Below are 18921 nucleotides of genomic sequence, written 5' to 3'. Positions count from 1 at the left end.
GTCGGCACGGCCGGTTCACCCCTGGGTGGCGAGCGCGTCGGCCGGCGCGACCCGCAGCGCGGCCCGGGTCGGCACCTCGATGGCCAGGAACGCGATGCCGGTGACGACGACCGCCGTCACCGGCAGCAGCCAGCCCGGCCCGGACGGCCAGGGGCGGTCGAGGAACCCCAGGCCGAGCAGCGCCAGGGGCACCACGGAGACCAGCACCCCGGCCGCGACGGCTGCGCCGGAGACCAGCGCCGCCTCGCGCCGCATCATCGCGCGCACCTGGCGCGGCGTCGTCCCGGTCAGCCGCAGGGCGGCGATCTCCCCGCGCCGCTGGGCGGTGGCCGCGACGAGTGCGTTGGCGATGCCCAGCAGGAGGTAGCCCAGCAGCACGCCGATGACCGCCAGGTTGATCCACACCTCCGGCGGCGCGGCCGGCCGGTCGCCGGCGACCCCGCCGTCGGACACCGTCACGCCGGGCCGGTCGGTCAGGGCCGCCAGCGCCCGGTCGGTCGCCGGGTCGCCGTCGGTGCGCACCAGCAGGCTGTCGGCCAGCCCGCCGGTGGTGTGCCCCGCGGCCAGGTCGGCGGAGAGGACGACGGAGCCGAAGCCCAGTTCCCGGTCGTAGACGGCGACCACCCGGGCCTCGACCTCCGCGCCGTCCCCGAGGGTGAGCTGCACCCGGTCGCCGACCCCGACGTCCCGGGCGGCGGCCGCGTCGCTGCCGACGGCCACCGTGGCGCCGGTCAGCTCGGCCAGGTCGCCGTCCCGCACGTCGAGGTCGAGCACGCCGGCCCCGGCCGGGGGCAGCACCAGCGCCGGCCCGGCGGACAGCTCCTCCTCGCCCAGCAGGCGCATCGGCCAGAGCACGGTCGTGGTGCTGACCGGCGCGGCCGCCTCCACCCCGGGGACGGCCTGCACCGCGCCGAGGAGCCCGGCGGGGATGCCGCCCAGGTCGGGGGCGGTGACCGTCGTATCGGCGACGGTGCCCGCCCGGGTCTCCTCCGCCGTCGCGTCGATCACGGTGGTCTGGGCGAACGTGTAGGTGAGCGCGACGACGACCGCCATCGCCAGCGTGGTGACCGCACCCGCCGAGCGCAGCGCGTAGCCGTGCAGGTTGGCCACCGCCAGCCAGGCGGGCGCCGAGGTGCCGGCCGGCAGCCGGCGGGCGAGCCGGCCGGTGACTCGGCGCAGCAGGGTGGGGCCGGCCAGCGCGAGGCCGATGGCGGCGACGATGCCGGCCAGCGAGGTGGACGCCGCGCCGATCGGCGACTGCACCAGCAGCGGCGGCACCGAGAGCGGCACGGCGGCGGCGATGAGCAGCAGCCCGGCACGGTGCCGGCCGGGCGACGGGGTACGGGGGCCGGTCCGGGAGTCGACGAGCAGCTGGGTCACCGGTTCGCGGCTGGTGCGCCAGGCGGCGCAGCGGGCGGCGACCTGGACGACGAGGAGCAGCAGTGCGGCGGCGGCCAGCGCCGGCAGCGGGCCGACAGCCAGCGGCAGCGCGTCGGGGAGCACCCCGACGTGCACCAGCAGCCGACGGAACTGCCCGCCCAGCAAGTAGCCGAGGGCGATGCCCGGGACGAGCGCGACCGCCGCGACGACGGCAGCCTGCCCGGCGACCAGCCGGCGCAGCTGCCGCGGGGTGGTGCCGACGGCGCGGAGCAGCGCCAGCTCGCGGCGCTGACCGCCGATCGACACGGCCAGCGCCCCGGCGACGACGAACCCGACGATCAGCAGCGGCACGCCCATCAGGGAGGACGCGAGCACGACCAGCAGCGACCGGGCCGCGGCCGCCTCGGGGAGGGCGACGTCGCCGCGGGCGTCGCCGGTGCTGACGATGGTGCCGGCGGGCAGCAGCGGGCGGACGGCGTCGGCGACCGCCTCGACGTCCCCGGTCACCTGGAGGCCCATCAGGTCGACGGTGTCGGTCTGCCCGGCCAGCCGCGCCGCCCGGTCGTCGGCGACCAGCACGCCCGCACCGGCCGGGACCACGGCGGTGAGCCGGGCGTCGACGGCGCGGCCGGCCAGCACGACCCGCACGGTGTCGCCGGGGGCCACGCCGGCCGCAGCGGCGATCGCCGAGTCGAGGGCCACCTCCTGCGGGCCGGTCGGCGGGGTGCCGGTGACGTCGGGGTCGTCCAGCAGGCGGAGGGAGGACCAGCCGTGCCCGGCGGTCGTCGGGTCGGTGGTCGCGACGACGTCCCCGTCGGTGCCGAGAACGGCGGCCGGGAAGCCGACGTCTGCGACGGCGGCCGCCACCCCGGGCAGCTCCCCCAGCTCGTCGGCCAGCGCGGCGGGCACGCTCCCCCGCTCGGGCAGGGCGACGGCGAGGTCGGCGCTGGGCTGCACCGTCTGGTCGGCGGAGACGACCACCTCCGCGCCGGCCAGCCGGTCGACGGGCAGGTGCGAGCGCAGGCCGGACTCGGCGAGCACGCCGGTGCCGGTGACGATGGCCGCCCCGCCGAGCACCGCGACGAGGACGGCGAGGGAGGCGGTGAGCCGGGTGCGGGCCAGCCGCAGGGCGAGTGCGAGCACGGCTCAGCCCTCGCGCAGCGCGACGAGGCACGCGGCCAGGTCGGCGGCGGCCGGGCGCTCGAGGGTGTCGACGACCCGGCCGTCGGCCATCACCAGCGCGCGGTCGGCGCGGGCCGCGGCGGCCGGGTCGTGCGTGACCAGCACGACGGTCTGGCCCAGGTCGTCGACCAGGGCGCGGAGCAGGCCGAGCACCTCGGCGGCGCTGTGCAGGTCCAGGGCGCCGGTGGGCTCGTCGGCGAAGACGACGGCGGGCCGGGCGACCAGGGCGCGGGCGATCGCGGCCCGCTGCTGCTGGCCGCCGGAGAGCTCGGTCGGCCGGTGGTCCAGCCGGTCGCCCAGCCCCACCCGGTCGACGAGGTACTGCACCCACTCCCGGTCCAGCGGCTTCCCGGCCAGCCGCAACGGCAGGGTGATGTTCTCCCCCACGGTGAGCGCGGGCAGCAGGTTGTAGGCCTGGAACACGAAGCCGATCCGGTCGCGGCGCAGCTCGGTGCGGCGGGTCTCGTCCAGCCCGCCGATGCCGGCGCCGTCGAGGAGGACCTCGCCGCTGGTCGGGGTGTCCAGCCCGGCGGCGACCTGCAGCAGGGTGCTCTTGCCCGAGCCGGAGGGGCCCATGACGGCGAGGAAGCTGCCGCGGGGCACCTCGACCGTGACGTCGTCCAGGGCGCGGACGCCGTTGGGGTGGGTCTTGGTCACGTGCGTGAGGGCGACGGCGGCGGTGGCCGTCGGCGCGAGGGCGGTGCTCATCGGTTGCGCACGTGCAGGCTGATCAGCGTGATGGCGCTGACGGCGGTCAGCAGGCCGAAGCCGATGCTGACCGCGAGCGGGACGGCGCTGAACGAGGTGACGCTGTTGCCGGCGATGCTCAGCACCAGGACGACCCACAGCAGCGTGCGCAGCGGCCGGTCCGGGGTGCTGCGCGCCGGCTCGGGGGCGGGACGGAGGTCGACGGGCTGTGCGGTGGGCTCCAGGCGGTACGGGTCGGGCACGGGGGGCTCCTCGGTCGGGTTGGTGTCCCTCCCGATGCTGGTCGGGGCGCGCCCCGTCTCCGATCCCCTGACCTGGCCTCTTGCGGTGCAGCAGGCTGTACCCGGGGCTGCCTCGGCACGTGTGTGACGAGCCATCGCAGGATCAACGTCCCATCGCAGTCAGATCGTCATGTTCGTCCGGCAGGCTGCTGCCCATGACGGCGACCATCTCCTCGATCGGCACCGACCTCACCGCCACCCACGTGGCCTCCACGGCGCACGACCCCCGCAGCAGCGACCAGGTCACCCATGCCGTCGCCCGCCCGGTCGTCGACGGTCTGGACCAGTCGGTCTGCGGCGTGCTGGTCTCCGCCGTCGCCACGCAGGACTGGCTCACCTTCCCGGGCACCGACCGCTGCCCGGAGTGCACCCGCATCGCCGGCTGACCTCGTTCCGCTCCCCTGTTGTGCGCTGACCGTCGGTTCCCCGGTCCGGAACCGACGACGAGCGCACACCGGCGGCCGGGTCAGCCGGGTGCGGCGACCTCGTGCGGGCGGCCGTCGGTGAGGTGGAGCCAGCGGGTGATGCCGAGCTCGGTGAGGAACCGCTCGTCGTGGCTGACCACCACGAACGCGCCTCGGTAGGCCGCCAGCGCACTCACCAGCTGGCCGACGCTGACCAGGTCGAGGTTGTTCGTCGGTTCGTCGAGCAGCAGCAGCTGGGGAGCCGGTTCGGCGTGCAGCACGCAGGCCAGCGTGGCCCGCAGCCGCTCACCGCCCGAGAGCGCCCGGACCGGCAGGTACGCCCGGCTGCCGCGGAACAGGTGCCGGGCCAGCAGGTTCATCCGCTCCGCCGTGGGCATCGCCGGTGCCGCGTCCGCGAGCGCCTCGGCCACGGTGCGGTCGGGGTCGAGCAGGTCCAGCCGCTGGGACAGGTGGGCGACCCGGCCGCCGGCCCTCCGGATTTCCCCGGCGTCGGGCGTGAGGTCGCCGGTCATCAGCCGTAGCAGTGACGACTTCCCGGCCCCGTTCCCACCGGTCAGCGCAATCCGCTCCGGGCCGCGGACGGTGAGGTCGACGCCGCCCTCGGCGAAGAGCGCCCGCTCCCCCAGCCGCAGCTGCAGCCCCTCGCCGGCGAACACGGTCCGCCCTGAGGGCACCGCGGTGCCGGGCAGTTCCAGCACGATCGCCTGGTCGTCCCGCAGCGCGCGCTCGGCCTCCTCCAGCCGGGTGCGGGCACCGTCGAGCCGGGCGGCGTGCACGTCGTCGACCTTGCCCGCCGACTCCTGGGCGGTCCGCTTCATCTTGCCGATGAGGATCTTCGGCAGCCCGGCGTCCTTGACGGTGCGGGCGGCGTTGCCGGACTTCTTCTGCGCCCGCTCCCGGGCCAGCTGCCGCTCCCGCTTCTCCCGCTTGACCTGCTGCTCGGCGGTGCGGACGTCGCGCTCCACCGCCTCCTGCTCCGCGCGGACGGCGGCCTCCCAGTCGGTGAAGCCCCCGCCGTAGGTGCGCAGCTCGCCGCGGTCGAGCTCGGCGATGCGGTCCATCCGGTCGAGCAGCGCCCGGTCGTGGCTGACCACCAGCAGGCAGCCGGCGAAGTCGTCGAGCGCGGCGTACAGGGTGCGGCGCGCGTCGCCGTCCAGGTTGTTGGTCGGCTCGTCGAGCAGCAGGACCTCGGGGCGCTCGAGCAGCTGCGCGGCCAGGCCGAGCGTGATGACCTGCCCGCCGCTGAGGGTGTCGAGCCGGCGGTCGAGCGTGACGTCACCCAGGCCCAACCGGTCGAGCTGGACGCGGGTGCGCTCCTCGACGTCCCAGTCGGTACCGATGGCGGCGAAGTGCTCGTCGGCAGCGTCACCGGACTCGATGGCGGCCAGGGCGGCGAGCACGGGCGCGACGCCCAGCACCTCGGCGACGGTCAGGTTGCCGGCCAGCGGCAGCGACTGGGGCAGGTACCCGAGCACGCCGTCGACGGTGACCGTGCCCGCGGCGGGCCGGAGCTCGCCGGCGATCAGCCTGAGCAGGGTGCTCTTGCCGGCGCCGTTGGGCGCGATCAGGCCGGTGCGGCCGGCGCCGACGGTGAGGGAGAGGTCGGCGAAGACGGGGGTGCCGTCAGGCCAGGTAAAGGACAGAGCGGAGCAGACGACGGAGGCATCGGGCACGGCGGGACCTTCGCGAGGACGCGGGCGCCTGTGGCAGCCCGGCGGTGGACGAGGACGACGAGGGCTCCGGCGGCTGCTCGCCTGCCGGGCACACCCCGGGGTTCACCCGGAGATGTCGCCGCTGCCACCCATGTCGCTGCTCCCTGATCGCCTGTCCGGTCGCTCCGGACCGTACGCGCGGCGCTGGTCGGCGCGCGACCGATTCCCGACGGCCGGGGTTGTGCGCTCGTCGTCGGTTCGCCGACCGCGGACCGACGACGAGCGCACATCGGGGAGCTGGCGGGCGCTGCGCCCAGGCGCTCCCGGGCGGTCGCGTTGTTCCGCCTGGATCTGTACGACTTCTGCTTTGTGTTTGACACAAGTCCCGCTACGTTGTGACGCACAGCACACCTCGGTGCGGGCTCCCGCCTCCAGACAGCGGGTGGCCGCCCGGCGATGTCGTCTGCCCACGTCACGCTCAGAGGGGGACCCATGAAGGTGCCGATCGGTCTGCGGGCCGTGCTCGTAGTCGTCCTGTCCACACTGCTGTTCGTCGGCCTCGCCGGCTCAGCGAGCGCCGCCCCGCCCACGAAGGCCCCGGCTTCCGCCGAGTGCGCCGATCGGGGCGTGCCGCTCAGCAAGATCTCGATCCAGCTCTACACGTTCGCCGACTACATCGGCGACGACGCCGAATCGCAGGCGCGCCACGAGGAGGTCCTGCGCCGGCTCGCCGAGATGGGCTATCGCAACGTGGAGCCGTACACCCTGAGCGGCTGGACCGCCGAGGAGTACGCGGCCCTCCTCGACCAGTACGGCCTCAAGGCGTCAGCCCGGCACGTCGACGTGGGCTCCCCCGCCAACCCCGCGGACATCGAGCAGATCCTCGCGGACAACCGCGTCCTCGGCATCAAGTACTTCGGCTCCGGCAGCACCGCGGGCGCCCCGTGGATCGGGGAGCTCGAGACCGAGGCCGACTGGATCGCCTACGCCGAGTACCTCGACGCCGCGGGTGAGCAGGCGCGCCAGGCCGGCCAGACCCTGTTCATCCACAACCACGACTTTGAGTTCACCACCGTCTTCGGCGACCGCACCGCCTTCGACATCCTGATGCAGCACACCCAGAAGAAGAACGTGGTCTCCCAGCTCGACCTGTACTGGGTCGCCTTCGCCGGCCTCGACCCGGTCGACGTCATCGAGGAGTACGGCAAGCGGATCAAGCTGTTGCACGTCAAGGACCTCAACCCGGCCCTGGACAACCGCATCGAGATCGTCGGCCGCGGCTCCCTCGACTTCCCGGCGATCTTCGCGGCCGCCCACCACGTCCGCTACTACGTCGTCGAGCACGACCCGCGCTTCGGCGACCCGACGTTCGACCCCTTCGAGGCCGCGCAGGCCGGCCTCGACTACCTCAGCTCCGTGACCTACTGAGGTAGCCGCACCGTCCGCAGGGGCGGTCCCGGTCAGCCGGGGCCGCCCCTCGCGCGTGTCCTCAGGGTTGTGCGCCGATCGTCGGTTCGCCGGGTCGGGACCGACGATGGGCGCACAACGGCGGGTCGGTCAGCCGTCGACGTAGCGGTCGCGTTCGACGAGGAACTGGCCGGTGGCGGTGTTGGCGTCGATGAACTCCGGCAGCAGCGGGATCCGCACGGTCACCGTCACGCACACCGAGAACTCCTCCCCCGGCACCAGCGACGGCGCATAGCCACCCGCCGCCTCGCACCCGGCGCCGACCGGCGCATAGGCCAGGACGACGTCGGTCGCCTCCACCGACTGGTCGGCCACCGCGATCGTCACCGCCGCCTCCGCACGCGCCTGCCCGGTCGACACGTCCGGCGCGGTTGCGATCGCCCGCCCCGCCTCCCGGGCCGCCGCGTTCGCCGCGAACACCCCGCGCTGGACGGACGAGAACCCGGCCACGATGTAGACCAGCGGCAGGAACACCACCAGCGCGATGAACACGAACTCCACGATCGCCGACCCACGCTCGGGGCCGCTCAGTCGCTCACGGAGCCAGTTCACGGCGTCTCCGCCACCGAACGCCCGGTCGCCGACAGCGGCAGCAGGTCCCCCAGCGGGCCGAACAGGCTCGGCACCGCCCCGACGCACCGGACGACGACGAGCGTCAGCCCACTCTCGTCGACCTCCTGCAGCGACTCGCACGCCAACCCGGCCGCCGTCCCCGTCGAGGTCGCCTGCCCGACGATCTCCAACGTCCGGGCCGCCCCGGCCTCGGCGGGCACGTCGGCGTTGGCCGCGTACCGGGCACCCTGCTGCGCGCTGGCCACCACCACGTTGCGCAGGTGCACGTAGACCGCCACCTGCAACACCGCGAGCAGCAGCGCCACGACCAGCACGCCGACCAGCACGAAGTCGACGACCGCGCTCCCCCGCTCGCCGTCGTCCGTCAGCCGCTCACTGCGCACTCGTCACGGACTCCAGCGCGTTCGACACCGCCTCCACGATCGCCGCGCGGAACGGCACGAGGATCGCCAGCACCAGCGCAGCGGTCATCACCGTGATCATCACCCAGCCCGGGACGTCGCCCCGCTCGGGATCGTCCTCCCGCAGCCGGGCCGCCAGCGCAGCCAGCGCGGTCAGAAGGAACGCGTAGGCACGCATCCGTGGTCCTCTCTGTCGGTCACCGGCGTCACTGCGCCAGCGAGACGATGCTGATCAGCCCCGGGTACAGGGCGAACAGGACGGTGACGGGCAGCACCAGGAACACGACCGGGACCATCATCGCGATTTCCTTGCGCCCGCCTGCTTCGAGCAGCCGGCGCTTGCCGGCCTCTCGGACGTCGGCGGCCTGGGCCCGCAGCACCTCGGCCAGTGGGGTGCCGCGCTCGATGGCCACGATCAGGCCGTCGACGAACCGGGCCAGCGGGTCGAGCGAGGTGCGGTCGGCCAGCTGCTGCAGCGCATCGACCAGCGGCACCCCGGCGCGGGCCCGGGCGAGGGTCGCGCCCAGCTCCCGGGCCAGCTCGCCGCCGGAGAGCCGGGTGACCCGGGCGATCGCCGCGGTCGGGCTCTCCCCTGCGGTCACGGCGAGCGCCAGCAGCTCGGCGACCACCGGGAACTCCGCCAGCAGCAGCTCCTCACGCCGCTGCACCTGCTGGGTCAGCCACCAGTCCCGGCCCAGCACCCCGCCGACCAGCCCGGCCACGCACAACAGCACGACCGACAGCAGGTTCACCGCCCCGGCCAGCGCCGACCCCAGCACGGCCAGGACGGCGGCGCCGAGCAGCCCGAGCCCGCCCCACACCACCTGCTCGATCCGGAAGTCCTCGACGGTCGCGTCGGCGTTCAGCGCGTCGAGCCGCCACCGAACCGCCACCCGGCCACCGAGCAACCGGTCGACGTGGCGCCCGCCGTCGGCCAGCACCGGCCCGAACATCCGCCGGGCAGCGCTGAGCACCCCGGGCTGGGTCACGGTGCCGAGCAGCCGGGACGGCGCCGGACTGTCGTGCACATAGGGCGCCAGCCGGTCGACCAGCCGCACCTGCCGGAACGGCGGCGCGAAGCTCACCGCGAGCAGCACGCCCGTGGCCGCGACCAGCCCCAACAGCATGCCGGTCAGCCCGGCACTCACGACGACACCGCGCCGCTCCGCGGCCCGTTCGCTCCGCTCCTCGCTCGCTGGCGCTCGCTGCGATGCTCACTCACTGGAGCACCCGCACGTCCTCGGGAAGCCGCCCGATCTTGAGCATCAGCCGGTAGGCGAGCAGGCACACCCCGCCGCCGATCAGCAGCAGCGCCGTCCCGACCGGGCTGTCGTAGGCGGTCAACGTCTGCTGCTGCGTGGCGAGCAGGAGCAGCACCACCCAGGGCGCGGCCACGGCCAGCCGGGCGGCCTGGATGACCCACCCCTGCCGGGTCTCCAGCTCGGCGCGGGCCCGGGCGTCCTCGCGGAGGAACGCGGCCAGGGTGCGCAGCACTCGGCCCAGGTCGCTGCCGCCCACCTCGCGCGCCACCCGCAGCGTCTCCACGATCCGGTCGCCCACCGGGTCGGCCAGGTCGTCCTTCAGCCGGTCGAGGGCGTCGCTGAACCGGCCGCTGGAGCGGTGGTCGGCGGCGAACCGGGCGAAGGAGCCCCGCAGCACCTCCGGCCCACGGACGGCGAGCGCCGACAGCGCCTCGGGCAGCGAGAGCCCGGCCCGCACCGCCGAGGCCAGGTTGTCCACGACCTCCGGCCACACCTCGCGCAGGTCGGCCCGGCGCTTGGCGGCGAGCCGACGCACCAGCAGGTACGGCACCGCCGAGCCGAAGACGCCGAACGCCAGGCTGATCGTCACCGTCTGCGTGGTCAGCAGCACCAGCAGGAGACAAGCGACGCCCAGAGCGACCTGGAGCGCGAGCAGCTGGGCGGAGTTGATCCCGGTGAGCCCGGCGGCGGAGAGCAGCTGCTGACGCCGCCCCGGCCGGGAGGTGCCCGCCCGCCGGACCGGCGCCCGGGCGCCGCTGCGCCAGATCAGCAGCAGGCCGACGCCGAGCGCCAGCCCGAGCAGGCCACCGGGCACGCTCACGCGGTCCGCCGTTCGGCCGGGTCGCCCAGCAGCGCAGCCAGGTCGAAGCCGTGGGCGGCGTAGCGGTCGGCGTGCGGCGGGTAGCCGTCGGCGCGCACCAGCCGGCCGTCGCGGGTGGTGAAGACGTCGGCGGTCTCGACGACGCTGCCCTCGGTGCGGCCGGGCAGCGCCACGACCTCACGCAGCCGCCGCGCACCGCTGGGCTCGGTGCCCACGTGCACGACGAGGTCGACGCTGGAGGCCACGGTCGGGACGACGAAGGCGTGCCCGATGTTCTCCCCGGCCAGCAGCGGCAGGGTGCACATCTTGACCACGGCCTCGCGGGCACTGTTGGCGTGCAGGGTGCACATGCCGGGCAGTCCGCTGTTCAACGCGATCAACAGGTCCAGGCACTCTTCTTGGCGCACCTCGCCAACGACCAGCCGGGAGGGCCGCATCCGCAGCGCCTCCTTCACCAGCCGGCGCAACGGGATCTCACCCGCGCCCTCGAGGTTGGCCTGCCGGGTCTGCATCGCCACGACGTCGGGCAACGGCACCCGCAGCTCGAAGACCTCTTCACAGGTGACCACCCGCTCGCGGGCCGGGACCGCGGCGCACAGGCAGTTCAGCATCGTGGTCTTGCCGGCCTGGGTACCGCCGGAGACCAGGATGTTCAGCCCCGCGGCGACCGAGGCCTCCAGGAACCGAGCCACCTGTGAGGTCAGGGTGCCCAGCGCGACCAGCTCGTCGAGCGAGTGCGCCTGCAGCACGAACTTCCGGATGTTCACCGCCATGTGCCGGCGCGTGACATCCGGGATCACGACGTGGAGCCGAGAGCCGTCGGGCAGCATCGCGTCGACGAACGGGGTGGACATGTCGATCCGCCGACCCGAGCTGCGCAGCATCCGCTCGACCAGGTCCGCCAGCTGCCCGGCGCCCAGGATCGTCGTCGTCAGCTCACTGCGCCCGCGGCGGGCGACGAACACCCGGCCCGGCTCGTTGACCCAGATCTCCTCGACCTCCGGGTCATCCAGCCACCGCTGCAGCGGCCCGTACCCGGCCACCCGGTCCAGCACGTCGCGGACGACGCCCTCCGGGTCACCGACCGGCGGCAACGTGGAGGACAGCGAGCGCTCGGAGTAGTCGGCGACCACGTCCCGCACCAGCATCCGCACCGGCCCGGGATCGCCGAACGGGTCGAGCCCCCGGCGCCGGATCAGCTCCCGGACCTCGCCGTCCACGAGATCGACGGCAGAGCTCGCCACCGGCACGACACCCCCGTTGAGCAGCCACTTGGTCGGTTGAGTGCGGTGACTGTAAGGGGACGAGACGGCTCCGCGGGGAGCCCTGTGGACGAACAGTGACCCCTCACCCGGCTGGTTCACCCGGTCAGGGGACACGACAACGGCGAGGTGCCCCTCGCGCGCACGGAGAGGTCCCGGCGCAGAACCGGACACGATCGGAGCGGGCTCGCGTCATAGTGGGACATGACCTGGGCAACCCGCGCTGCGGCCGCCGGACTCTCCGCCCTCGCCGGGGTCGCCGCCCGCGACCTCCTCCAGCGCGAGCACACCCTGCTGCGCAACTTCCCGGTGCTCGGCCGGGCCCGCTACCTGCTGGAGTCCATCGGCCCCGAGATGCGGCAGTACCTGGTGGCGGGCAACAACGAGGAGCGGCCGTTCACCCGCGACCAGCGGCGCTGGGTGTACGCCTCGGCGAAGAAGCAGAACAACTACTTCGGCTTCGGCACCGACAACGACCTCGAGTTCACCGCCGGCTACCCGGTCATCAACCACCGCACCTTCGGCCACGCCGTCCCGGCCACCACCGCGCAAGCCGGGCAGAAGACGCGGCTGCCCAGTGCCAAGGTGCTCGGCGCCGCCCGCGGGCGGGCACACGCGTTCCGGCCGCAGTCGGTCGTGAACATCTCCGCGATGAGCTTCGGCTCGCTGTCCGGCCAGGCGGTGGAGGCGCTGAACCGCGGCGCCGCGCTGGCCGGCTGCCTGCACAACAGCGGCGAGGGCGGGGTGTCCCCGCACCACCGGCACGGCGGCGAGCTGGTGTTCCAGCTGGGGACGGCGTACTTCGGCTGCCGCGACGAGCACGGCCGCTTCGACCTGGCCCGGCTCAAGGACCTGGTCGCCTCCGCCCCCGTCCGTGCCCTGGAGATCAAGCTCAGCCAGGGCGCCAAACCCGGTCTGGGTGGCGTGCTGCCCGCGGCCAAGGTCTCTGCCGAGATCGCCGCCACCCGCGGGGTCCCGGAGGGCGTCGACTGCATCAGCCCGTCCCGGCACGCCGAGTTCTCCGACACCGACAGCCTGCTCGACTGGGTCGAGCTGCTCGCCGCCGAGACCGGGCTGCCGGTCGGCATCAAGTCCGCCGTCGGAGACATGGGGTTCTGGCACGAGCTCACCGAGCTGATGGCGACCACCGACCGGGGCGTGGACTTCGTGACCATCGACGGCGGCGAGGGCGGCACCGGCGCCGCGCCGCTGATCTTCACCGACTCGGTCTCGCTGCCGTTCCAGCTGGGCTTCGCCCGGGTCTACTCCACCTTCGCCCGGGCCGGGCTGCACGAGCAGGTCACCTTCATCGGCGGCGGCAAGCTCGGCCTGCCCGACAACGCGACCATCGCCTTCGCCCTCGGCTGCGACCTCGTCAACGTCGCCCGCGAGGCGATGCTGGCGATCGGCTGCATCCAGGCGCAGAAGTGCCACACCGACACCTGCCCCACCGGCGTCGCGACCCAGAACACCTGGCTCGCGCACGGCCTGGACCCCGCGCTGAAGTCGGTGCGGGCGGCCACCTACATCCAGACCCTCCGGCGCGACCTGCTCAAGGTCGCGGAGGCCTGCGGAGTCGAGCACCCCGGGCTCATCGACACCTCAGCGGTGGAGATCCTCACCGGCCGCACCGCATCACGCCCACTCGCCGAGGTCTACGAGTACGAGCCGACCTGGGGGCTCCCCTCGGCGGCCGACCGCGAGCAGATCGTGCAGCTGATGACCGGCGAGGCACCGCACGGCGGCAGCGCCCCGCCGTCACCTACCGCGGTCGACGACGCCTTGCCGAGCTGACACCCGAACAACGGTCGGTCATGTCGGTCCAGTGCCTGTAACGAGAAGCCCCCGGAGCGGGGAGACGGCTGAGGATGAGGTGATCAGGCGCGGGTGGCGCCGTGGGGGCCCTCCTGCTGCGGGGACGCCTCCCGGCGCACGGGGTCGTCCTGCCGCACGGGGTCGTCGTGGCGCACGACGTCCTGCTCCTCGGCGACGTCCCGCCGGTCGGCGTCCACCTGGTGGTGCGAGCCGTCGGACTGCGCCAGCCCCGGGGCGAGCTTCTCCGCCTTGGCCTTGAGCTCGGCGGCCATCGACCGTTCCTGCTGCGCGTGGACGGTGTGCTCGTGCGCCTCCCGCTCCGCCAGTGCGGTGCGCTCCTCGGCCTCGGCGCGCTCCCGCCGGGCCCGGGCGGCCTGCTCGTCGGCGAGCGCTTGCTCCTTGTCCGCGCGGGCGGCGAGCAGCTCGGCCTCCCGCAGGTGCTCGAGGGCCTGCTCGCGCTTGCGCTCCTTGCTCGCCCCGCCGCGCTTGGTGATCGCCAACGCGACGAGCGCCAGCACGATCAGCACGGCGATGACGATGACGACGATCAGCCAGGTGTCCACGGGTCCTCCTCGGATGGTGAGCCACAGATGCCCTGCGTTGATCATCGGGAAACCCCGTGCCATCGCGGCGTGACCAGCACCGGAGCAGCGGGCGTCGCGGACGTCCATCCACCGCGGGCGAGGTGGTTACAGCGACTGCACTGAGCCCATGGGCGAGCCCAGGGAGGTTCGGGCCGACCGGGGGGTTGTCGGCGGACCTCCGAGGCACCAGGGTGTGAGGCCCGTCAGGGACCACCCTGCGCAACCGGTCCCCGACTCGGATCTCCCCGAGGGAGGCACCGTGTCCGCCGACGTCATCGGACTCAGCCTGCTCGTGCTCGGCGTCCTGCTCCTGGTCGCCAAGCTCGTCCGGATCCGGTCCCGCATCGCGCAGAAGCTCTTCCTCCCCAGCTCGATCATCGGCGGCTTCCTGGCGCTCCTGATCGGCCCGGAGGTGGTCGGCTCGATCGCCGAGGCGATCGGCGGGCCGGACGCCCCGCTGACCGGCGGGCTGTGGCCGGAGGAGTTCCTCGACGTCTGGGCGTCGCTGCCCGGCCTGCTCATCTCGGTGGTCTTCGCGACGCTGTTCCTCGGCGAGCGCATCCCCAAGGTGAAGGAGGCCGCCGAGCTGGCCGGCCCGCAACTGGCGCTCGGCGTCACCATGGCGTCCGGCCAGTACGTGATCGGGCTGCTGCTCGCCGTCCTCCTGCTGGTGCCCTTCCTCGACCAGGACCCGATGGTCGGGGCGCTGATCGAGGTCGGCTTCGAGGGCGGGCACGGCACCGCAGCGGGGCTGGGCGACACCTTCGCCGAGCTCGGCTTCCCCGAGGGACAGGACCTGGCGCTCGGCCTGGCCACGGTGGGGGTCGTCGCCGGCGTCGTCGTCGGCATCGCGCTGATCAACTGGGGGGTGCACACCGGCCGCGCCGAGGTGCTGGAGAGCGATGCGAAGACCTCGCTGGCCGAGCAGCGCGGGCTCTACGAGAAGGAGGAGCAGAAGCCGGCCGCGATGCTGACGGTGCGCACCGCCTCGGTCGAGCCGCTGGCGATCCACTTCGCCGTCGTCGCCGTGGCGATCCTGCTCGGGCTCGCCCTCCTGGAAGCGCTGCAGGCGCTGGAGCGGCTGCTGTGGGCCGACACCGTCGAGCTCTTCGAGTACGTTCCGCTGTTCCCGCTGGCGATGATCGGCGGCGTCGCGGTGCAGAAGCTGGTCGACCGGTTCGACCGCACCGGCATCGTCGACCGGCAGATGATGCTGCGGATCCAGGGCATCGCGCTCGACCTGCTGATCATCAGCGCGCTGGCCACGCTGTCCATCCAGGCGATCGCGAACAACTGGGTGACGTTCCTGCTGCTCGCCATCGCCGGGCTCGCCTGGAACGTCGGGGTCTTCGTCTTCCTGGCCCGCCGGATGATCCCGCGGTTCTGGTTCGAACGCGGCATCGGCGACCTCGGTCAGTCCCTCGGCGTCACGGCCACCGGGCTGATCCTGATCCGGGTCGCCGACCCCAACGCCGCCACCCCGGCCATGGAGGCGTTCGGCTACAAGCAGTTGGCCTTCGAGCCCTTCTTCGGCGGCGGCCTGGTCACCGCGGCGTCACTGCCGCTGATCGCCCAGTTCGGCGCGGTCCCGTTGCTCGTCTTCATGGCCGTGCTGCTCATCGTGTCGCTGGGGATCGGCATCTTCTACTTCGGCCGTCGCTCCCCGGCCGAGGAGGAGGCCCGGGTCGCGGACACCTGAGCCGGCGGGTCAGCCGCGCGGCAGGACGGCGTCGATCAGGTGCGGCCCGGGCTCGGCCAGCGCGGCGCGGAACTGCTCGGCCAGCTCCTCGGCGGTGGTGGCCCGGGTCGCCGGCACGCCCATCCCGGTGGCCAGCGCGACGAAGTCCAGCGCCGGCCCGCCCAGGTCCAGCAGCTTCCCGGCGCGCTCCCCGCCGCCGGCCGCACCGACGCTCTCCAGCTCGCTGGCCAGGATCGCGTAGGCGCTGTTGTCGCAGATGACCGTGGTGACGTCGAGCCCCTCGCGGGCCTGGGTCCACAGCGCCTGGATGGTGTACATCGCGCTGCCGTCGGCCTGCAGCGAGACCACCGGCCGGTCCGGGCAGGCCACCGCGGCACCGACGGCCACCGGCATCCCCTGCCCGATCGCGCCGCCGGTGAGGGCCAGCCAGTCGTGCGCCGGCGCCCCGACGGTCGCCATCGGGAGGAAGTAGCCGCTGGTCAACGCCTCGTCGACGACGATCGCCCGCTCGGGCAGCAACGCGCCGACCACCTCGGCCAGGGCCTTGATGTCCAGCTCCCCGGTGGGCAGGTCCGGACGGCGGGCCTCGGCCAGCTCCGGGACGGCGTCCGGGGCGGTCGACTCGGCCAGGGCCTGCAGCGCCGCGACGACGTCCTCGCCCGGGGCGGCCAGCACGTGCACCGAGCAGCCCTCGGGCAGCAGCCGGCCGTCCATGCCGGGGTAGCCGAAGAAGGCCACCGGCTCCACGGCACCGACCAGAACGAGGTGCTCGACGCCGTCCAGCTGCTTGCGGGCGCCCTCGGGCGGATAGGGCAGCTTGAGCACGTCGGGCAGCCCGGCCCCGCGCTGCATCCGCGCCGGGGACCGCTGGGACAGCAGCCGGGTACCGGTGCCCGCGGCGACCTGGGCAGCGGCCCGCAGCCCGGGCTCGAGCACCGCGTCGCCGCCGAGGAAGAGCAAGGTCGAGCCGCCGAGCACCCCGGCCACCTCCTCCACCACGGAGGCGGGCACCTGCGGGGCCGGGCGCCGGGCCGGGACGGCGGCCACCGCGGCGCCGTCGCTCCAGGAGACGTCGGCCGGCAGCACCAGGCTGGCCACCTGGCCGCGGGCGGCGGCGGCGATCGCGTCGGCGGTGTCCGCACCCACCTCGCTGGTGGCCAGCGACCGGCGCACCCACCCGGACACCGTGCCGGCCAGCGCGTCGATGTCGGACTCCAGCGGCGCGTCCAGCCGCTTGTGGGTCAGTGCGTGGTCGCCGATGACGTTGACCAGCGGCGTCCGTGCCCGGCAGGCGTTGTGCAGGTTGGCGATCCCGTTGCCCAGCCCGGGACCCAGGTGCAGCAGCGTGGCCGCCGGAGAGCCGGTCATCCGGGCGTACCCGTCGGCGGCGCCGGTGGCGACGCCCTCGAACAGGGTGAGCACGGCCCGCATCTCCGGGACGTCGTCCAGGGCCGCGACGAAGTGCATCTCCGAGGTGCCGGGGTTGGCGAAGCAGACGTCCACCCCGCCCTCGACCAGGGTGCGGATGACTGCCTGCGCGCCGTTCACGGGACCTCCCGACCAGGGCCGCACTCCGGCGGGCGACCTCCCCGGCAGCCTCGCACGGGGGCTCCCGCTGAGCGATCCGACTGCGGCAGGATCGCCGGCATGGCCGCTGACCTGGTCCCCGAGGTGCGCGCCGCGCTGTGGGCGGCGGCCGACCCCGAGCGGGGCCGCGGCATGCAGGCCTACCTGAAGACGGCGGAGCCCTGCCTCGGGGTGCGGCTGCCCGACGTCCGCCGGATCGTCCGGGCCGCCGCGGCCGCGCACCCACCGGACGTCGAACGGGCCGCCGGTGTGCTGTGGCGGGAGGCGACCGTCCGGGAGGAGCGGCACGCCGCCATCGCGCTGACCGGCCTGCCCGTCGCCCGGGGCGCCCTGGAGCTGCTGCCGCTGTACGAGGAGATGATCACCACCGGCGCGTGGTGGGACCTGGTCGACGGGGTCCAGCCCCGGGTCCGCGATCTGCTGCTCGCCCACCCGGCGCCACTGCGGGCGGCGCTGCAGGGCTGGGCGCGCGACCCGGACCGGTGGCTGCGGCGCAGCGCGGTCATCGCCCAGCTCGGCGCCAAGGAGCGCACCGACACCGCGCTGCTCGCCGAGGTCATCGAGGTCAACGCCGCCGACCCGGAGTTCTTCGTCCGCAAGGCGATCGGCTGGGCGCTGCGCGAGCACACCAAGACCGACCCCGACTGGGTGCGCCGGTTCCTGGCCGAGCACGAGCTCAGCCCGCTCTCCCGCCGGGAGGCGGCCAAGCACCTGGGCTGATCAGCCGGCCGACCCGCAGCAGTCGCACTCCCCGGCGCACTCCCCCGCCGACCGCCAGGACCTCACCGACCGCCACGACAGCACCGACCACCGGGACTCCGCCGACAGCACCGACCCGATCGACAGCCAGGACGCCGCCGACCCGATCGACGTGCTCGACCCGATGCTGAACAGCGAGCAGGACGAGCCGATGCTGCCGATCGACAGCACCGAGCCGACGCTGCCGATGGACAGCACCGACCCGGTCGAGCCGATCGACAGCACCGAGCCCTTCGACCAGAGCGAGCCCCACGAGCGCCTGCGTCTCATGCGGGCCTTCCTATCGCGGTCAGAAGGTGAGGACCAGACGTCCCCGCACGCCGCCGGCCTCGAGCCGGCGGTGGGCCTCCGCGGCCTTCGCCGCCGGGAAGGTGTGCGCCACCCGGAGGGTGATCTCGCCGTTCTCCACCTGCTCGCGCAGCCGGTCCAGCTTGGCGTGCTCCTCGGCGTAGTCGCGGACCATCACCGGGAAGACCCGCAGGTCGCGCTGCCCGTCGCCGCGGTAGCCACGGACGGTCGCGACGGCCCCGCCGTCCTTGACCGCGGGCAGCACGGCGGCGTCCTGCACCGAGCCGTCGGCCAGCCCGTCGACGCCGTCGGGGAACTGCTCGCGGATCCGGTCGGCGACGTCGTCCCCCCGCCGGACGACGACGTCGGCCCCCAGGTCGCGCACCAGCTGCTCGTCCTCGGGCTTGGCGTCGGCCACCACGGTCAGCCCCTCGGTCTTGGCCAGCTGGACGACGTAGCCGCCGAACGCCCCGGCCGCGCCGGTCACCGCGAGCACCTGTCCCGGCTGCAGCGCCATCCGGTCCAGCGCGAGCCGGGCGGTGAGCCCGTTCATCGGCAGCGTGGCCGCCGCGGCGTCGCCGACGCCCTCGGGCACGCGGGCGATCGAGCCGGCGGGCAGCACGACGTCCTCGCGGTAGCCGCCGTGCGCACCGGACGGGACGACGATGCCCATCACGTGCTCACCGACGTGGATGTCGGTGTCGGCGCCCTCCCCGATCTCGGCCAGCACCCCGGCGACGTCCATCCCCGGCACGTAGGGGGGCTCCTTGACCGGG

The 18921-nt window shown here is 74.2% G+C and carries 19 protein-coding genes; 5 read left to right on the top strand and 14 right to left on the bottom strand.

The genetic code is table 11. The annotated features are described in order from the left end of the window. Positions 1–15: 15 nt before the first annotated feature. From G5C62_RS08425 to G5C62_RS08415, 3 genes are read right to left on the bottom strand one after another with little or no spacing between them, the layout of a single operon-like run. A complete protein-coding gene (locus tag G5C62_RS08425) occupies positions 16–2523 on the bottom strand; it encodes an FtsX-like permease family protein (protein ID WP_164700644.1) in 2508 nt (835 codons plus the stop codon). Positions 2524–2526: 3 nt separating this feature from the next. Further along, positions 2527–3270 carry an ABC transporter ATP-binding protein gene (locus G5C62_RS08420; RefSeq protein WP_164700643.1) on the bottom strand — a complete coding sequence of 248 codons (744 nt, stop codon included), beginning with the start codon at positions 3268–3270 and terminating at the stop codon, positions 2527–2529. Further along, entirely contained in the window at positions 3267–3512 is a 246-nt protein-coding gene (locus G5C62_RS08415; protein ID WP_036337619.1) for a hypothetical protein, read from the bottom strand. The genes G5C62_RS08420 and G5C62_RS08415 overlap by 4 nt, the downstream gene beginning before the upstream one ends. A 194-nt stretch (positions 3513–3706) precedes the next feature. On the opposite strand from G5C62_RS08415, the gene G5C62_RS08410 reads away from it, so the two are divergent. Further along, positions 3707–3937, top strand: coding sequence for a hypothetical protein (locus G5C62_RS08410; RefSeq protein WP_164700642.1), 231 nt, complete (start codon positions 3707–3709; stop codon positions 3935–3937). 80 nt (positions 3938–4017) lie between these two features. Here the strand turns inward: G5C62_RS08410 and G5C62_RS08405 are convergent, their stop codons facing one another. Beyond that, positions 4018–5649, bottom strand: a complete 1632-nt coding sequence (locus G5C62_RS08405) for an ABC-F family ATP-binding cassette domain-containing protein (RefSeq protein WP_164700641.1) — start codon at positions 5647–5649, stop codon at positions 4018–4020. Between the two features lie 471 nt (positions 5650–6120). On the opposite strand from G5C62_RS08405, the gene G5C62_RS08400 reads away from it, so the two are divergent. After that, positions 6121–7056, top strand: a complete 936-nt coding sequence (locus G5C62_RS08400; protein WP_164700640.1) for a sugar phosphate isomerase/epimerase — start codon at positions 6121–6123, stop codon at positions 7054–7056. A 129-nt stretch (positions 7057–7185) separates the two neighbouring features. Here the strand turns inward: G5C62_RS08400 and G5C62_RS08395 are convergent, their stop codons facing one another. The 6 genes from G5C62_RS08395 to G5C62_RS08370 form a co-directional block, all read right to left on the bottom strand. After that, positions 7186–7647: a hypothetical protein gene (locus G5C62_RS08395; RefSeq protein ID WP_164700639.1), complete on the bottom strand. Its 462-nt coding sequence runs from the start codon at positions 7645–7647 to the stop codon at positions 7186–7188. After that, positions 7644–8051: a TadE/TadG family type IV pilus assembly protein gene (locus G5C62_RS08390; RefSeq protein ID WP_164700638.1), complete on the bottom strand. Its 408-nt coding sequence runs from the start codon at positions 8049–8051 to the stop codon at positions 7644–7646. The genes G5C62_RS08395 and G5C62_RS08390 overlap by 4 nt, the downstream gene beginning before the upstream one ends. Beyond that, positions 8041–8247, bottom strand: coding sequence for a hypothetical protein (locus tag G5C62_RS08385; RefSeq protein WP_164700637.1), 207 nt, complete (start codon positions 8245–8247; stop codon positions 8041–8043). The genes G5C62_RS08390 and G5C62_RS08385 overlap by 11 nt, the downstream gene beginning before the upstream one ends. A gap of 28 nt (positions 8248–8275) precedes the next feature. Continuing rightward, entirely contained in the window at positions 8276–9217 is a 942-nt protein-coding gene (locus tag G5C62_RS08380) for a type II secretion system F family protein (protein ID WP_164700636.1), read from the bottom strand. 70 nt (positions 9218–9287) lie between these two features. Next, positions 9288–10151 carry a type II secretion system F family protein gene (locus tag G5C62_RS08375; RefSeq protein ID WP_206330532.1) on the bottom strand — a complete coding sequence of 288 codons (864 nt, stop codon included), beginning with the start codon at positions 10149–10151 and terminating at the stop codon, positions 9288–9290. Next, on the bottom strand, positions 10148–11395 hold the full coding sequence (locus tag G5C62_RS08370; RefSeq protein ID WP_241175785.1) for a CpaF family protein: 1248 nt from the start codon (positions 11393–11395) through the stop codon (positions 10148–10150). The genes G5C62_RS08375 and G5C62_RS08370 overlap by 4 nt, the downstream gene beginning before the upstream one ends. 222 nt (positions 11396–11617) lie before the next feature. On the opposite strand from G5C62_RS08370, the gene G5C62_RS08365 reads away from it, so the two are divergent. After that, entirely contained in the window at positions 11618–13207 is a 1590-nt protein-coding gene (locus tag G5C62_RS08365) for an FMN-binding glutamate synthase family protein (RefSeq protein ID WP_164700635.1), read from the top strand. An 83-nt stretch (positions 13208–13290) separates the two neighbouring features. Here the strand turns inward: G5C62_RS08365 and G5C62_RS08360 are convergent, their stop codons facing one another. Beyond that, the gene (locus G5C62_RS08360; RefSeq protein WP_206330531.1) at positions 13291–13791 is read right to left on the bottom strand and encodes a hypothetical protein; all 501 of its coding nucleotides are present in this window, start codon (positions 13789–13791) and stop codon (positions 13291–13293) included. Positions 13792–14071: 280 nt separating this feature from the next. On the opposite strand from G5C62_RS08360, the gene G5C62_RS08355 reads away from it, so the two are divergent. Continuing rightward, entirely contained in the window at positions 14072–15511 is a 1440-nt protein-coding gene (locus G5C62_RS08355) for a sodium/glutamate symporter (RefSeq protein ID WP_164700634.1), read from the top strand. Positions 15512–15520: 9 nt separating this feature from the next. Here G5C62_RS08355 and G5C62_RS08350 read toward each other — a convergent pair whose 3' ends face one another. Then, positions 15521–17059 (bottom strand): acetolactate synthase large subunit, encoded by a 1539-nt coding sequence (locus G5C62_RS08350; protein ID WP_164700633.1) that lies wholly within the window; start codon positions 17057–17059, stop codon positions 15521–15523. A 99-nt stretch (positions 17060–17158) separates the two neighbouring features. On the opposite strand from G5C62_RS08350, the gene G5C62_RS08345 reads away from it, so the two are divergent. Then, positions 17159–17818, top strand: a complete 660-nt coding sequence (locus G5C62_RS08345; RefSeq protein ID WP_164700632.1) for a DNA alkylation repair protein — start codon at positions 17159–17161, stop codon at positions 17816–17818. Here G5C62_RS08345 and G5C62_RS08340 read toward each other — a convergent pair whose 3' ends face one another. Beyond that, positions 17819–18127, bottom strand: coding sequence for a hypothetical protein (locus tag G5C62_RS08340; RefSeq protein WP_164700631.1), 309 nt, complete (start codon positions 18125–18127; stop codon positions 17819–17821). 19 nt (positions 18128–18146) lie between these two features. Then, on the bottom strand, positions 18147–18921 hold a 775-nt coding region (locus G5C62_RS08335; RefSeq protein ID WP_164700630.1), incomplete at its 5' end, for an NADP-dependent oxidoreductase.

The sequence above is a fragment of the Modestobacter sp. KNN46-3 genome (assembly GCF_011039295.1).
Note: the sequence above shows the minus strand (reverse complement) of the source record. Positions and strands in the feature narration are given on the sequence as shown.

What these genes read in the sequence shown, in the direction of transcription:
- G5C62_RS08420 (WP_164700643.1), bottom strand. Translation starts at nt 3,270, where the DNA reads ATGAGCACCGCCCTCGCGCCGACGGCCACCGCCGCCGTCGCCCTCACG.
- G5C62_RS08345 (WP_164700632.1), top strand. Translation starts at nt 17,159, where the DNA reads ATGGCCGCTGACCTGGTCCCCGAGGTGCGCGCCGCGCTGTGGGCGGCG.
- G5C62_RS08385 (WP_164700637.1), bottom strand. Translation starts at nt 8,247, where the DNA reads ATGCGTGCCTACGCGTTCCTTCTGACCGCGCTGGCTGCGCTGGCGGCC.
- G5C62_RS08365 (WP_164700635.1), top strand. Translation starts at nt 11,618, where the DNA reads ATGACCTGGGCAACCCGCGCTGCGGCCGCCGGACTCTCCGCCCTCGCC.
- G5C62_RS08410 (WP_164700642.1), top strand. Translation starts at nt 3,707, where the DNA reads ATGACGGCGACCATCTCCTCGATCGGCACCGACCTCACCGCCACCCAC.
- G5C62_RS08400 (WP_164700640.1), top strand. Translation starts at nt 6,121, where the DNA reads ATGAAGGTGCCGATCGGTCTGCGGGCCGTGCTCGTAGTCGTCCTGTCC.
- G5C62_RS08340 (WP_164700631.1), bottom strand. Translation starts at nt 18,127, where the DNA reads ATGAGACGCAGGCGCTCGTGGGGCTCGCTCTGGTCGAAGGGCTCGGTG.